Origin of the sequence: Mesorhizobium sp. C277A (assembly GCF_040324395.1) — a bacterium.
Classification (GTDB): Bacteria; Pseudomonadota; Alphaproteobacteria; order Rhizobiales; family Rhizobiaceae; genus Mesorhizobium.
Map to the genome: position 1 here is coordinate 1,461,475 of NZ_JAMYVW010000002.1, position 14,226 is coordinate 1,475,700.

General features: G+C 61.5%; 14 protein-coding genes. 10 read left to right on the forward strand and 4 right to left on the reverse strand.

Annotated elements, in window-relative coordinates:
• The first annotated feature begins 135 nt into the window (after nucleotides 1–135).
• The 6 genes from NKK52_RS07290 to NKK52_RS07315 all read left to right on the forward strand — a co-directional run bounded on the left by NKK52_RS07290 (nucleotide 136) and on the right by NKK52_RS07315 (nucleotide 4,631).
• Entirely contained in the window at nucleotides 136–957 is an 822-nt protein-coding gene (locus tag NKK52_RS07290; protein ID WP_023682314.1) for an enoyl-CoA hydratase, read from the forward strand.
• Between the two features lie 11 nt (nucleotides 958–968).
• The gene (locus NKK52_RS07295; RefSeq protein ID WP_023682313.1) at nucleotides 969–1,391 is read left to right on the forward strand and encodes a VOC family protein; all 423 of its coding nucleotides are present in this window, start codon (nucleotides 969–971) and stop codon (nucleotides 1,389–1,391) included.
• Between the two features lie 8 nt (nucleotides 1,392–1,399).
• On the forward strand, nucleotides 1,400–2,176 hold the full coding sequence (locus tag NKK52_RS07300; RefSeq protein ID WP_023682312.1) for an AAA family ATPase: 777 nt from the start codon (nucleotides 1,400–1,402) through the stop codon (nucleotides 2,174–2,176).
• A complete protein-coding gene (locus NKK52_RS07305) occupies nucleotides 2,173–2,694 on the forward strand; it encodes a CoA-binding protein (protein ID WP_023682311.1) in 522 nt (173 codons plus the stop codon). The genes NKK52_RS07300 and NKK52_RS07305 overlap by 4 nt, the downstream gene beginning before the upstream one ends.
• A gap of 167 nt (nucleotides 2,695–2,861) precedes the next feature.
• Nucleotides 2,862–4,142 (forward strand): O-acetylhomoserine aminocarboxypropyltransferase, encoded by a 1,281-nt coding sequence (locus tag NKK52_RS07310; protein WP_023682310.1) that lies wholly within the window; start codon nucleotides 2,862–2,864, stop codon nucleotides 4,140–4,142.
• Between the two features lie 162 nt (nucleotides 4,143–4,304).
• Nucleotides 4,305–4,631 carry a cupin domain-containing protein gene (locus tag NKK52_RS07315; RefSeq protein ID WP_502882008.1) on the forward strand — a complete coding sequence of 109 codons (327 nt, stop codon included), beginning with the start codon at nucleotides 4,305–4,307 and terminating at the stop codon, nucleotides 4,629–4,631.
• Nucleotides 4,632–4,652: 21 nt separating this feature from the next.
• On the opposite strand, the gene NKK52_RS07320 is transcribed toward NKK52_RS07315, so the two are convergent.
• The 3 genes from NKK52_RS07320 to NKK52_RS07330 form a co-directional block, all read right to left on the reverse strand.
• On the reverse strand, nucleotides 4,653–5,105 hold the full coding sequence (locus NKK52_RS07320; RefSeq protein WP_245263056.1) for a type 2 periplasmic-binding domain-containing protein: 453 nt from the start codon (nucleotides 5,103–5,105) through the stop codon (nucleotides 4,653–4,655).
• Nucleotides 5,106–5,378: 273 nt separating this feature from the next.
• Nucleotides 5,379–6,626, reverse strand: coding sequence for a cytochrome P450 (locus NKK52_RS07325; protein WP_023682308.1), 1,248 nt, complete (start codon nucleotides 6,624–6,626; stop codon nucleotides 5,379–5,381).
• A gap of 107 nt (nucleotides 6,627–6,733) precedes the next feature.
• A complete protein-coding gene (locus NKK52_RS07330) occupies nucleotides 6,734–7,324 on the reverse strand; it encodes a hypothetical protein (protein WP_023682307.1) in 591 nt (196 codons plus the stop codon).
• Nucleotides 7,325–7,635: 311 nt separating this feature from the next.
• Here NKK52_RS07330 and clpP point away from each other — a divergent pair, with 311 nt between their 5' ends.
• From clpP to NKK52_RS07350, 4 genes are all read left to right on the forward strand, one after another.
• Complete coding sequence (clpP, locus tag NKK52_RS07335) at nucleotides 7,636–8,265, forward strand: ATP-dependent Clp endopeptidase proteolytic subunit ClpP (protein WP_023682306.1); 630 nt, start codon at nucleotides 7,636–7,638, stop codon at nucleotides 8,263–8,265.
• A gap of 295 nt (nucleotides 8,266–8,560) precedes the next feature.
• Entirely contained in the window at nucleotides 8,561–9,835 is a 1,275-nt protein-coding gene (clpX, locus tag NKK52_RS07340) for an ATP-dependent Clp protease ATP-binding subunit ClpX (RefSeq protein WP_023682305.1), read from the forward strand.
• Nucleotides 9,836–10,108: 273 nt separating this feature from the next.
• Nucleotides 10,109–12,520 (forward strand): endopeptidase La, encoded by a 2,412-nt coding sequence (lon, locus tag NKK52_RS07345; RefSeq protein WP_023682304.1) that lies wholly within the window; start codon nucleotides 10,109–10,111, stop codon nucleotides 12,518–12,520.
• A gap of 196 nt (nucleotides 12,521–12,716) precedes the next feature.
• Nucleotides 12,717–12,989, forward strand: coding sequence for an HU family DNA-binding protein (locus NKK52_RS07350; RefSeq protein WP_023669423.1), 273 nt, complete (start codon nucleotides 12,717–12,719; stop codon nucleotides 12,987–12,989).
• Between the two features lie 90 nt (nucleotides 12,990–13,079).
• Here NKK52_RS07350 and NKK52_RS07355 read toward each other — a convergent pair whose 3' ends face one another.
• Nucleotides 13,080–14,102: an aldo/keto reductase gene (locus NKK52_RS07355; protein WP_023682303.1), complete on the reverse strand. Its 1,023-nt coding sequence runs from the start codon at nucleotides 14,100–14,102 to the stop codon at nucleotides 13,080–13,082.
• Between the last annotated feature and the right edge of the window lie 124 nt (nucleotides 14,103–14,226).

The window sequence follows — 14,226 nt, forward strand, 5'->3', positions numbered from 1 at the left end:
CGTTCTATGCCGGGCCTGTATGAACGCAATGATGCGCTTCTGGCAACACCTCTGGCGCAAGCGATGGGTGTTGATGAAACTCGATCCGATATTAGATAGTCTGGCGGCGCCCGGCGGAATCGCGGAGACCTTGTCATGGCCGAAATCCTTTCTATCAAACCTGTTGCCATAGACGGGCCGGTCATCGCCAGGCTGGACAAGGGCGTGCTGCGCCTGACGCTCGCCAATCCGCCCGCCAATGCCTTGTCGCTTTCCGTCATGGCGGCATTGAGCGCCGAGCTCGACCATGCCAAGGCCAACAAATCGGTCCGCGTCATCGTCCTGGCGGCCGCCGGGAAAGTCTTCTGCGCCGGTCACGATCTCAAGGAAATGACCGCGCGCCGCGCCGACGCCGACAAGGGCAAGGGGTTTTTCGAGCAGACATTTTCGGCTTGCGCGGCGTTGATGCAGCAGATCGTGCGCCATCCGCTCCCGATCATCGCCGAAGTCGATGGCCTCGCCACCGCCGCCGGGCTGCAGTTGGTTGCCAGTTGCGACCTCGCCATTGCCTCGCATGAAGCGACCTTCTGCACGCCGGGCGTCAATATCGGCCTGTTCTGTTCGACGCCAATGGTGGCGCTGTCGCGCAACGTGTCTCCCAAGCACGCCATGGAGATGCTTCTGACCGGCGAGACCATCGATGCGGCAACCGCCAAGGAATTCGGCCTGGTCAACCGCGTCGTGCCGCGCGAATACCTGAATCAGATCGTCACCAAATACGCGCAAACCATTGCTTCCAAATCATCTCTGGTGGTCAGGGCCGGCAAGGAAGCGTTTTACGCGCAGGCCGAGATGGGGTTGGCGGACGCGTATGCCTATACCGGCCGCGTCATGGTCGAGAACATGCTGGCCCGCGACGCCGAGGAAGGCATCGGCGCCTTCATCGGCAAGCGCAAACCGGAATGGATGGACGAATAGGTTTTCGATCCATGGAACCGCGCATCTCCATCATCACCATCGCCACCGACGATCTCGAGCGCGCCGTGCGCTTTTACGAGGGCATGGGCCTGAAGCGCCACGCCGGCATCACCGATGGCGTCGCCTTCTTCCAGATGGGCGGCGCCATTCTCGGCCTGTTCCCGCGGCCAAGCGCCGAAGAGGATTCAGGCATTGCCTTCGCCGCAGCACCGTCAGCGGTCTATCTCGCCTACAACACCCGCTCCGATGCCGAGGTTGACGAGGTCTTGGCCGCAGCCGAGAAGGCCGGCGGCACAATCGTCAAGCCGGCCGGCCGTGCCTTCTGGGGCGGCTGGTACGGCTATTTCGCCGATGCAGACGGCCATGTCTGGGAAGTGGCGCACAATCCGGCCTTCCCGATCGCGGATGACGGCACCATCTCGCTGCCGGATTGAGCGTCCGCATGGGCTATCGCAAGCAACTGACCCGGCTTAAGGCGCCTTATCTCAAACGCATCCTGATTGACCCCGAGCGCGTGGAAGATTGGGAAAAATATCCCTGGAACCTGCCGCTGTTCCGCGGCCGCGAATTCGAGCTCGAATTCACCACGCCGATCACCATCATTGTCGGCGAAAACGGCACCGGCAAATCGACGCTGCTGGAAGCGATCGGCGCGGTGGCCGGTTACGACGAAGCCGGCGGCGGCAAGGGCTACATGCCCGTCGACCACTCCGGCGCCATCGACGAGAGTGGTGCAGCGCTTGCCGACACGTTGCGCGGCCACTGGCTGCCGAAGGTCACAGCGGGTTGGTTCTTCCGCGCCGAATCTTTTTACACGGTTGCCCGCTATCTCGATCAGGCGGCGCTGGAATCTGGCGGGGCGCCGCCGGATTTCCTGTCCTGGTCGCATGGTGAAGGGTTCATCCGCTTCTTCGAGGAGCGCTGCCGCCGGCAAGGTATCTACATCCTCGACGAGCCCGAAAGCGCGCTGTCGCCATCGCGGCAGATCGAGCTGCTGAAGATGCTGCGGCGCATGGACCGGTCCGGCACGGCTCAAGTGATCATGGCGACGCACTCGCCGCTGCTGATGGCCTGTCCGGGCGCGCGGCTGTTCCGCATCAGCCGCTTCGGCCTCGACCCCACAGATTTCACCGATACCGATCATTTTCGCATGATGCGCGACTTCTGCACGGACCCGCAGTCCTTTATGGAGGAAGCACTGAGGGAGACCGACGAGTGAATCACGATAGCTACGACAATGCCTATATCGGCGGCATCCTCAATTCTGTGAAGACCATCACCATGGTCGGCGCGTCGGCCAACGATGTCAGGCCGAGCTTTTTCGTGCTGAAATATCTGCTGGCCAAGGGCTTTTCGGTGTTTCCGATCAATCCGGGGCAGGCCGGCAAGGAAATCCTCGGCCGCATGACCTATGCCAGCCTTGCCGATCTGCCGGAGCCGGTCGACATGGTCGACATCTTTCGCGCCTCTGCATCGGTGCCCGGCATTGTAGATGAGGTGCTGAAGCTCGACCCCTTGCCGAAGGTGATCTGGATGCAGCTTGGCGTGCGCGACGACGAGGCGGCCGCGCGTGCCGAGGCGGCCGGTATCAAGGTGGTGATGAACCGCTGCCCGAAGATCGAATATGGCAAGCTGTCGGGCGAGATCGGCTGGACCGGCGTCAACTCCGGTGTGCTGTCGTCGAAGAAGCCGCTGATGCGGTCGGGATTCCAGAGTTTCGGTGTGCGCCAGAAGTAAGGCAGTGAATGGTGAATGGTGAATAGAAGGATTTTCCTGGAAGCCGGGTAAAGCCGCATATGAGCGGCTTGCAATCAAGGTGGGACTGGCCGACTTTGCGACCACCATTTATCGCTCACCATTCATCATTTCACCATTCACACGTTTACCGCTCAGGGAGGTTTTCGATGACCCGCACGCCCGGTTTCAACACGCTCGCCGTCCATGCCGGCGCCAAGCCCGACCCGGCAACGGGCGCACGCGCCACGCCGATCTACCAGACGACCTCCTTTGTGTTCGACGATGCCGACCATGCCGCCTCGCTGTTCGGGCTGAAGGCCTTCGGCAACATCTACACCCGCATCATGAACCCGACCCAGGCGGTGCTGGAAGAGCGGATCGCGGCGCTCGAAGGCGGCACGGCTGCACTTGCCGTTGCTTCCGGCCATGCCGCACAGGTGATCGTGTTCCACAATCTCATGCGGCCTGGCGATAATTTCGTCGCCGCCACAAGGCTTTACGGTGGTTCGATCAATCAGTTCGGCCATGCCTTCAAGAATTTCGGCTGGGAGGTGCGTTGGGCCGACACCAACGACGTCTCCACCTTCGAAAGCCAGATAGACGACAAGACCAAGGCGATCTTCATCGAGAGCCTGGCCAATCCCGGCGGCACCTTCGTCGACATAGAGAAAATCGGCGACATCGCCCGCAAGCACGGCTTGCCGCTCATCGTCGACAACACGCTGGCCTCGCCCTATCTGGTGCGGCCGATCGAGCATGGCGCCGACATCGTCGTCCATTCGCTGACCAAGTTCATCGGCGGCCACGGCAATTCGATCGGCGGCGCCATCGTCGATGGCGGCACGTTCGACTGGTCGAAATCCGGCAAATATCCGATGCTGTCGGAGCCGCGCCCCGAATATGGCGGCCTTGTCCTGCACGAAACCTTCGGCAATTTCGCCTTCGCCATCGCCGCGCGCGTGCTTGGCCTGCGTGACATCGGCCCGGCGATTTCGCCGTTCAATGCCTTCCTGATCCTGACCGGGCTGGAGACCTTGCCGCTCAGGATGCAACGCCATTGCGACAATGCGATCACCGTAGCCGGCTGGCTGTCCAACCACCCCAAGGTCGCCTGGGTCAACTATCCCGGCCTGCCCAGCGACAAGAACAACGCGCTGCAGAAGAAATACTCGCCGCAAGGCGCCGGTGCTGTCTTCACCTTCGGCCTGAAGGGCGGCTACGAGGCCGGCATCAAGTTCGTCGAGGCGCTCGAACTGTTCTCGCACCTCGCCAATGTCGGCGACACCAAGTCGCTGGTCATCCATCCGGCATCGACCACGCATCGCCAGCTTTCCGACGAGCAGAAGGTCAAGGCGGGTGCGGGACCGGACACGGTCCGGCTTTCCGTCGGCATCGAGGATGTCAACGACATCGTCGCCGATCTGGAACAGGCTTTGGCCAAGGTTTGATTTTTTGAAGTGAGTAGTGAGTAGTGAGTAGTGAGTAGTGGTCGGTATTCACTAGTTAGCAGTGATTAGTGATTAGCCACCCGTTCGAGGGAGCGCTTTCCGCTCACTACTCACTACTCACTAACCTGTTGGAGGCAAATCCTGTCCGCGCATTACCTGGCCATATTGACCGACAGCGTCGACGCCGAGATTGGCGCCCCGGCGCCGGATCGTCTGATTGCGGGCGATCCGAAGTTCCGCACCTGGAATGTCGAGGAGCGCGACGGCGGGCTCTATGCCGGCATCTGGGAAGCGACGCCGGGCAAATGGCGCATCGAATATGACGAATGGGAGTTCTGCCACATCCTGTCCGGCGTCTCGGTGGTTGCCGAGGATGGCGGCGAGGCGCGCACGGTCCGGGCCGGCGACAGCTTCGTGCTCAGGCCAGGCTTCAGGGGCAGCTGGGAAGTGCTTGAAACGACCCGCAAGGAGTATGTGATCAAGCTCTGACCGCTCGGTCGCGCTTGGACTTCACAAAAGCCGATCGATGTCAGTGTCGGAAAAGCCGTATCCGCTCATCATCTCCCTGTGCCAGGGACTTCCAAGCAAATCACTGAGACATAAATCGACGCGCTGGAGCAGGGTGGCACTGCCTTTGGCGAGAGCGAAAGCGCCGGGCGCTGGCTGTTTTTCGACTGTCGGGACGTCGAGAGGCGCGTCGGGTCGCCGGCTCAGATAGCCGCGATGCGCGAGCGCTGCACTCGCATAGGCATGCACCACGCCGGCCGCGACGGCGTTAGCTGCTTCGGCCTGAGTGGCAAATATCCTTAGCCGTTCGGGCTGAATAGCGTTTTGCAGGGCCGTCCGGTGCTGGATCTGGCCCGATATGACGCCGATCAGCGCCGTCCGATCATTGGCGACGGACCGATAGCTATCGAAGGCGCGGGGATTGTCTTTCGCGACCAGCAATCCATCCGCCAGCATCCAGATCGGCCTTGTGAAGTCGACCAGCTTCCGGCGGTCGTCGGAAATGAACAGGGCCGGTGGTTATGTCCCACCGATCTTCGGCAAACCCAGGCAGCAGCTCGGCAAACTCGGTCTCGATGGGCAAAAGTTCCAGCCCGAGCGTCAGGCAGACCTCTTGGCCAGTTGGGCATCGCTGCCGCCCAGACGTCCCGATCCGTCGATAAAGCAGAAGGGTGGTTCCTGTAGAAAGGCGAATCTCATTTTCTCGGGCATGCGTCGGCTCCGCCGTCCTCACAAGCTCACAATGAGCCTTTCCAGCCCATGGAAATGATAGGTGTCGCGGAAGCGCGGCTGCTCCGCAAGATGGAGTTGCGGCTGCCGCTCGAACAGGGTTTTCAGCGACACCTGCAATTCCAGCCGCGCCAGCGGCGCACCAATACAGAAATGGATACCGGCGCCGAACGAGACATTCTTCTGGTCTGGTCGGCCGGGCCGGAAGGCGCCAGGTTCGGCAAAGGCAAGCGGATCATGATTGGCCATGCCGAGCAGCAGGCCGACCGTCTCGCCCGGTTGTACGACAACCCCGGATGTCACCTCGACCTCCTGATAGGCGTAGCGGGTGAACATGTGCAGCGGCGCGTCGAAGCGCAGGCACTCCTCGACCGTCGCAGCGGTTGCTTCCGGCGAGGTGAAGAAACGGCCGGGGTCGCCGCCTTGCGCCAGCAACGTGCGCACGGCGTTGCCGGTTTGATGGACGGTCGCCTCGTGGCCGGCATTGAGCAAAAGGATGGCGGACGACACCAGTTCGTCCTCAGAAAGCTTCTGGCCATCCTCCTGCGCCGCGATCAGCAGCGACAGCAGGTCGTCGCCAGGCTTCTTGCGCCGCTCGGTGACATAGCCGCGCAAAAAGTCGGAAAAATCGCGCGCGGCGCGATTGGCCGCTTGCTCGGTCTCGCGCGTCCGGCCATGCATGTACATGGCCACCATCCGGTGCGACCAGTCGAGCAGTTGCGGCCCCATTTCGACCGGCACACCGAGCATTTCGGCAATGATGGTGATCGGCAAAGGTGCGGCGAAGCTGGGCAATAGATCGACGTGGCGCGGTTCGAAACGGTCGATCAGCTCATTGGCCAGCGCCTCCACGCGCGGCCGCAGCCGCTCGACCTGGCGCGAGACGAAGGCGCGGTTGACCAGGGTTCTGAGCCTGGTGTGCACCGGCGGCTCCAGCTCCAGCATCGAATTGCTCTCGATGCCGTCGAAAGCGGCCAAATGCGAGCGATCCTCGCCGATGCCGCGGCTGTCGGGAATGCCGGCCGGGTTCTGGCGGCCGAAGCGGCGGTCGCGCAACAGCCGGTTGACGTCGTCGAAGCCGCCAAAGCACCAGGAGCCGAATTCCTCCCAGAAGAAGGCATTCGATGCGCCATGCAGGACGGCATAGGCGTCGTAAGGGTTCTGGAAAAACGCCGGTTCGTGCGGGTCGAGCCGCAGGCGGCGCGTGGCTGGATCAAAGGCGAGGTAGGGCGGCATGGATGTGGTCATGCCAGACCATTACCGCGGCTTGCCGGCTTGGTGCCAGACCGGATGTTGGCACCCGACGGCCCTATGGATTGAGCCAACCGAGGCGGACCTCGGCGAAGTACCGAAGTCTAATCCTCGCAATGCCTGGCAATATGCACGCGGCGCCAGCTGGTCGAGCCTTCCTGCACCACCACCCGGCGCGCCATCCTCTGGTATGACGGCGCTATCTGGGTGACGTGCCGCCGCTCGGGCCGCACCAGCACTTCATGGGCGACGCTCTCATATTCGGCCGGCAGCACAACCCGGCGGGTGCGCTCCGGTTCAACCACCACCGTTTCGGCCACACGCGCGTAGCGGGCCTTGCGCCACACCTTGCACAGCACCTTGCGGCCGTGGATGACGCGCCATTCCCAGGCATAGCCGCCATCGTCGACCTGGACCGTGCGGTAAACGGTGCGGGTTCTCGCCGGTACGATGTCATAGGTGACTCGGGGCGGCGCGATCTGCTCGACGCGCTCCATGGTGCCATAGATCGGCGGATCATAGTCGACCAACTGCCCGCCGGGTCTGACCATGACGTCTTCATAGACGGTGTCATAGAGCGCCGGCCTGTGCACCGGCTCATAGCATTCGGCGGCCCGGCCGTCGGCAACCGCATCGGACACCATGCCGAGACCGGCAAGGCCGGAAATGGCGAGGCAAACAGTTTTCCTGATCATGGCACTCCCCCTGTTTGAACGCGAGAAGGTGAGGTTCAACGTTGAACTGTAGGGGATGGTTCTCCGGGGGAAAGCGGTTTCGCCGCGTTTCGTTAAGCGACGCGGTTAAGGAATTGCTACACCGCAAAAACGCCGCTGGCCGCGTTCGGACTTTCCCTTGCGCGGAAACCTTGATTCGACTTAACCAGATGGCTAGGAGGAGGCGGCCTTGCGCTAGGGTGAGCCGGCATCCTATTTACATTCTAACCGTCAAGAACCGATTCTGCCCGATGTTCCGGCGCCGGAATCCCCATCTCCAAAAAGGGTAGTCCATGAAGAACCCCGTCGAAACCTACATGAACCTCGTTCCGATGGTGGTCGAGCAGACCAATCGCGGCGAGCGGGCCTACGACATTTTCTCGCGCCTGCTGAAAGAGCGCATCATTTTCATCACCGGCCCGGTCGAAGACGGTATGGCGACGCTGGTTTGTGCACAGCTTTTGTTCCTCGAGGCCGAGAACCCGAAGAAAGAGATCAATCTCTACATCAACTCGCCGGGCGGCGTGGTGACCTCGGGCATGGCGATCTACGACACCATGCAGTTCATCAAGCCGGCAGTGTCGACGCTGTGCATCGGCCAGGCGGCGTCGATGGGCTCGCTGCTTCTGACCGCCGGCCACAAGGACATGCGTTTTGCCACGCCGAACGCCCGTATCATGGTTCACCAGCCTTCCGGCGGTTTCCAGGGCCAGGCCTCCGACATCGAGCGGCACGCGCAGGACATCATCAAGCTGAAGCGCCGCCTCAACGAGGTCTACGTCAAACACACCGGTAAGAGCTACGAAGACATTGAAAAGACGCTTGACCGCGACCATTTCATGACAGCCGACGAAGCCAAGGATTTCGGCCTCATCGACAAGGTCATTTCGTCGCGCGAGCCGGTCGAAGGCGCTGCGGCATAAGCGCTGCATGGCAGTTGCGTGGCTGGATAACGCGCTTTTGCTGGGATTTGCGGCATTTCGGCCACAATTGGCTGTTCCCTCGGTGGATGGGATTGCCTACGTTAAGGCTATGTTGATTTTCGACGGCTTAGCTTTGTGCAGGGTTGGCGCGAATCATTGCGACGTTTTCTGATTTGTGTTTCGTACGGAATGCGTTGCGGGAGCCGGGACACTGGCGGCGGCGAATTCCCGCGATAGATAGAATATGCGCCCTTTCAGCCAGACCATCGGCGGGCGGCCATGAAAGGACAGGAAAATGAGCAAAGTCGGCAACAACAGCGGTGATTCGAAGAACACGCTTTATTGCTCGTTTTGCGGCAAAAGCCAGCACGAGGTGCGCAAGCTGATCGCCGGCCCAACGGTGTTCATCTGCGACGAGTGCGTAGAGCTGTGCATGGACATCATCCGCGAGGAGAACAAGACCTCGATGGTGAAGTCGCGCGAGGGCGTGCCGACCCCGCAGGAGATCCTGAAGGTTCTCGACGACTATGTCATCGGCCAGCCCTACGCCAAGCGCGTGCTGTCGGTGGCTGTCCACAACCACTACAAGCGCCTGGCGCATGCCGGCAAGAACAACGACGTCGAATTGGCGAAGTCCAACATCCTGCTGATCGGCCCGACCGGCTGCGGCAAGACGCTGCTTGCCCAGACGCTGGCCCGCATCATCGACGTGCCCTTCACCATGGCCGACGCGACGACGCTGACCGAAGCCGGTTACGTCGGCGAGGACGTCGAAAACATCATCCTGAAGCTGCTGCAGTCGGCCGACTACAATGTCGAGCGCGCCCAGCGCGGCATCGTCTACATCGATGAAATCGACAAGATTTCGCGCAAGTCCGACAACCCATCGATCACCCGCGACGTGTCGGGCGAGGGTGTGCAGCAGGCGCTTCTGAAGATCATGGAAGGCACCGTTGCCTCCGTGCCGCCGCAGGGCGGCCGCAAGCATCCGCAGCAGGAGTTCCTGCAGGTCGACACCGCCAATATCCTGTTCATCTGCGGCGGCGCCTTCGCCGGGCTGGACAAGATCATCTCGGATCGCGGCAGGAAGACTTCCATCGGCTTCGGCGCCATCGTGGCTTCGCCCGAGGATCGTCGCACCGGTGACGTGTTCCGCCTGGTCGAGCCCGAGGATCTCTTGAAGTTCGGCCTCATCCCCGAGTTTGTCGGCCGTCTGCCGGTCCTGGCGACGCTGGAAGACCTCGACGAGCCGGCGCTGATCCAGATCCTGACCGAGCCGAAAAACGCGCTGGTCAAACAGTATCAACGGCTGTTCGAGATGGAGAGTGTCGACCTGACCTTCCACGAGAATGCGTTGTCGGCGATCGCCAAGCGCGCCATCGAGCGCAAGACCGGCGCCCGTGGCCTCCGCTCGATCATGGAAGCGATCCTGCTCGACACCATGTTCGAACTGCCCGCCCTGGAAGGCGTGCGCGAAGTGGTGATTTCGGAAGAAGTGGTGACCGGCAGCGCCCGGCCGCTCTACATCTATTCCGAGCAGAAGGAAAAGAAGGGCAACGTCAGCGCCTGATCTGGCATCTGGCCTAACCTTTTTATGGAACGGCGCCCGCGGGGCGCCGTTTTGCTGTGGTGAGGTACCGATCCTTGTGACGGAGTGGATGAACGAACGTGTCGACCCTTGATCTTTGCCCCTCGTGCATCCAACTAACATCGGAAGGCCGTGGTGCCGAATTCTGTGCTGTAAAACTCCCGTCACAAACGGTGGTAGGCGGAACGATCCCCGGTCGTTAATATGAGATTCGCGGTTGGCTCGATTAGCGGCCGCGACATGAAAGGTTGGACAATGGCCAAAATATCCAAGGCTCCCAGCGACGGCGTCTTCGCAGTCCTCCCACTGCGCGACATCGTGGTGTTCCCGCACATGATCGTTCCGCTCTTTGTCGGGCGTGAAAAGTCGATCAAGGCGCTGGAAGAGGTTATGGGTCAGGAAAAGCAGATCCTGCTTGCCACCCAGATGAATGCCGCCGATGACGATCCCGAGCCGGATGCGATCTTCGACATCGGCACGCTCGCCAATGTGCTGCAATTGCTGAAGCTGCCCGACGGCACCGTCAAGGTGCTGGTCGAAGGCGCGTCGCGTGCCAAGATCGTCTCGTTCACCGACCGTCCGGACTTCCACGAAGCTACCGCCACGGCGCTGGTCGAGCCGGAGGAGGAAGAGGTCGAGGTCGAGGCGCTCGCCCGTTCGGTCGTCACCGACTTCGAAAACTACGTCAAGCTGAACAAGAAGATCTCGCCTGAAGTGGTGGGCGCCGCCAGCCAGATCGACGACTATTCCAAGCTCGCCGATACGGTTGCTTCGCACCTCGCCATCAAGATCCCCGAGAAGCAGGAGATGCTGGCCACGCTGTCCGTCAAGGAACGGCTGGAAAAGGCGATGGGCTTCATGGAAGCCGAAATCTCCGTCCTGCAGGTGGAGAAGCGCATCCGCTCGCGCGTCAAGCGCCAGATGGAGAAGACGCAGCGCGAATATTACCTCAACGAGCAGATGAAGGCGATCCAGAAGGAGCTCGGCGAAGGCGAGGACGGCCGCGACGAGGCCGCCGAGATCGAGGCGCGCATCAAGAAGACCAAGCTCTCCAAGGAGGCCCGCGAAAAGGCGGAAGCCGAGTTGAAGAAGCTGCGAACGATGTCGCCGATGTCGGCGGAATCGACCGTCGTGCGCAACTACCTCGACTGGATCCTGTCGATCCCGTGGGGCAAGAACTCCAAGGTCAAGCAGGACCTGGCGTTTGCGCAGAACGTGCTCGACACCGATCATTTCGGCCTCGACAAGGTCAAGGACCGCATCGTCGAGTATCTCGCCGTGCAAAGCCGCCAGAAGAAGCTGAAGGGGCCGATCCTGTGCCTCGTCGGCCCTCCCGGCGTCGGCAAGACCTCACTCGGCAAGTCGATCGCCAAGGCGACCGGCCGCGAGTTCATCCGCATGGCGCTTGGCGGCGTGCGTGACGAGGCCGAGATCCGTGGCCACCGCCGCACCTATATCGGCTCGATGCCCGGCAAGGTCATCCAGTCGATGAAGAAGGCCAAGAAGTCCAACCCGCTCTTCCTGCTCGACGAGATCGACAAGATGGGCCAGGACTTCCGCGGCGATCCGTCATCGGCTTTGCTCGAGGTGCTCGATCCCGAGCAGAACTCGACGTTCATGGACCATTACCTCGAGGTCGAATACGACCTGTCGAGCGTGATGTTCGTGACGACGGCGAACACGCTGAACATCCCTGCGCCCCTGATGGACCGCATGGAGATCATCCGTATCGCCGGCTACACCGAGGACGAGAAGATCGAGATCGCCAAGCGTCACCTGATGCCCAAGGTGATCCGCGATCATGCCCTGCAGCCGAAGGAATTCTCCGTCGGCGAGGACGCGATCCGCGGCATCATCCAGACCTACACCCGTGAAGCGGGCGTCAGAAGCCTGGAGCGCGAGCTGATGAAGCTCGGGCGCAAGGCGGTGACCGAGATCCTGAAGACGAAGAAGAAGACGGTGAGCATCACGGCGGCGAACCTCGCCGATTACCTCGGTGTTCCGCGCTTCCGCTTCGGCCAGGTCGAGGCTGACGATCAGGTCGGTGTCGTCACCGGTCTTGCCTGGACGGAAGTCGGCGGCGAGCTGCTGACGGTCGAAGGCGTCATGATGCCCGGCAAGGGCCGCATGACGGTGACCGGCAATCTGCGCGACGTGATGAAGGAATCGATCTCGGCGGCGGCCTCTTATGTCCGCTCGCGGGCCATCGATTTCGGCATCGAGCCGCCGCTGTTCGACAAGCGTGACATCCACGTCCACTTGCCCGAAGGCGCCACGCCGAAGGACGGTCCGTCTGCAGGTGCTGCCATGGCGACAGCCATCGTGTCTGTCATGACTGGTATTCCGGTCCGGGCCGATGTGGCGATGACTGGCGAGATAACGCTTCGCGGCCGCATCTTGCCGATCGGCGGCCTCAAGGAGAAGCTGCTCGCCGCATTGCGCGGCGGCATCAAGAAGGTGCTGATCCCGGAAGACAACGCCAAGGATCTGGCGGAGATACCGGACAATGTGAAGAACGGTATGGAGATCATTCCGGTCTCACGTGTCGGCGAGGTTCTGAGGCACGCGCTGGTGCGCATGCCGGAGCCAATCGAGTGGGTCGAGCCGGTCAATCCGCCGGCTTCCACCGATACCGTTGACGATGCTGGAAAGTCGCTTGCACATTAGAAACTACTAAAGTTGCAGTGCACAAAGAGAGAGCCGGGCCTTGAGCCCGGCTTTTTCATGTGAAAAACCCACCATTTCCGGGCTTTTTTCAACTTTTTTCCGGCTTTTTGACTTGGGTTTGCGAGCGCTTCTTTCTAAAGTCCCTCTCCTGCCGGATGAGTCGAAAGTTCCGGTTTTCTCATGGAAGGGAATTTTTATGAACAAGAACGAACTGGTTTCCGCTGTCGCTGAATCCGCGAGCATTTCGAAGGGTGACGCACAGTCGGCGGTTGAGGCGGTGTTCTCCGTCATCACTGGCGAACTGAAGAAGGGCGGCGATGTACGGCTCGTCGGCTTCGGAAATTTCACCGTCTCCAAGCGTGCGGCATCGACTGGCCGCAACCCGCAGACTGGCGCGGAAGTGAAGATTCCGGCGCGTACCGTGCCGAAGTTCTCGGCCGGCAAAGGCCTCAAGGACGCGGTCAACTAAAAATTTTTCAGAGAATGTTGAAAAGCCGGGTTCGCCCGGCTTTTCTTTTGCCTCGATGGCGGCAGGCCGTCAGCCCGCTGAGGCGAGCCTTCAGCCCACCGGCGCATCCGCGCGCATCAGGCCTTCCTGCTTGAGGTCCGCCCACAGCGCCGCAGGCAGCTTGGCATCGAGCAGGGCGCGGTTGCTTTCGACTTCACTCGGCCGCTGGCCGCCGGGGATGACCGACACCACGGAAGGGTGCAGCAGCGGAAACTGCAGCGCCGCCTCGATCAGCCTGACGCCATGGCGCTGGCAGACGGCCTCGATGCGCCCGACGCGATCCATGATGTCCCTTGGCGCCTCGGAGTAATTGTAATAGGCGCCTGGCTTCGGCCCGGTCGCCAGGATGCCGGAATTGTAAGGACCGCCGAGAACGATGCCGATGCCGCGTTGCTCACAGAGCGGCAGGAAGGTGGCAAGCGCTTCCTGTTCCAGCAGCGTGTAGCGCCCGGCCAGCAGGAACAGGTCGAAGTCGCCACGCTCCGCCAGCGTCTGGCAAACCTCCCATTCGTTGATGCCGCCGCCGAAGGCCTTGATCACGCCCTGGTCGCGCAGTGCAACCAGTCCGTTGTAGCCCGAGGCCATGAATTCCTCGATGCGCTGGTCTGACGCCTCCTTGCTGCCATGGGTGAAGATGTCGAGGTCATGGACGAAAAGGATGTCGATGCGGTCGACGCCAAGCCGTTCCAGCGACGCCTCGAACGAGCGCATGACGCCGTCATAGCTGTAGTCGTAGACCTCCTTGCGCGTCGGTGTGTCGAAGAACTTGCCGATGCCGGTTCGTTCCTCCGGCGGGCAGGCGCGCAACAGGCGACCGACCTTGCTCGACAGCACATAGTCGTCGCGCTTCCTGCCGCGCAGGAAGGCATTGAGCCGTGTTTCGGCAAGGCCCAGGCCATAGAGCGGCGCGGTGTCGTAGTAACGGCAGCCGGTCGCCCACGCCGCCTCCAGCGTCGCGTTGGCATCCTCGTCGGGGACGGCGCGGTAAAGGTTGCCGAGCGGCGCGCTGCCGAAGCCAAGCTCGGTAAAGTCGAGGCCGCCATTGCCGATGCGGTCGAAATGCCGTGTCTTCATGTCGTGCTGATTTCCTGGATTGATTGTCTGACATGACACTATCACGCCGCTGGCTCAGCAAAAGCCGCCATGGCCGTTGGACAGGCATTTTCGCGGTGATAGCATGAACAAAAACAAGCCTTTT

Coding starts and splice junctions, on each gene's coding strand:
- NKK52_RS07295 (WP_023682313.1), top strand. CDS start 969: ATGGAACCGCGCATCTCCATCATCACCATCGCCACCGACGATCTCGAG.
- NKK52_RS07330 (WP_023682307.1), bottom strand. CDS start 7,324: ATGATCAGGAAAACTGTTTGCCTCGCCATTTCCGGCCTTGCCGGTCTC.
- NKK52_RS07355 (WP_023682303.1), bottom strand. CDS start 14,102: ATGAAGACACGGCATTTCGACCGCATCGGCAATGGCGGCCTCGACTTT.
- NKK52_RS07290 (WP_023682314.1), top strand. CDS start 136: ATGGCCGAAATCCTTTCTATCAAACCTGTTGCCATAGACGGGCCGGTC.
- clpP (WP_023682306.1), top strand. CDS start 7,636: ATGAAGAACCCCGTCGAAACCTACATGAACCTCGTTCCGATGGTGGTC.
- NKK52_RS07350 (WP_023669423.1), top strand. CDS start 12,717: ATGAACAAGAACGAACTGGTTTCCGCTGTCGCTGAATCCGCGAGCATT.
- NKK52_RS07320 (WP_245263056.1), bottom strand. CDS start 5,105: ATGCTGGCGGATGGATTGCTGGTCGCGAAAGACAATCCCCGCGCCTTC.
- NKK52_RS07300 (WP_023682312.1), top strand. CDS start 1,400: ATGGGCTATCGCAAGCAACTGACCCGGCTTAAGGCGCCTTATCTCAAA.
- lon (WP_023682304.1), top strand. CDS start 10,109: ATGGCCAAAATATCCAAGGCTCCCAGCGACGGCGTCTTCGCAGTCCTC.
- NKK52_RS07310 (WP_023682310.1), top strand. CDS start 2,862: ATGACCCGCACGCCCGGTTTCAACACGCTCGCCGTCCATGCCGGCGCC.
- NKK52_RS07325 (WP_023682308.1), bottom strand. CDS start 6,626: ATGACCACATCCATGCCGCCCTACCTCGCCTTTGATCCAGCCACGCGC.
- clpX (WP_023682305.1), top strand. CDS start 8,561: ATGAGCAAAGTCGGCAACAACAGCGGTGATTCGAAGAACACGCTTTAT.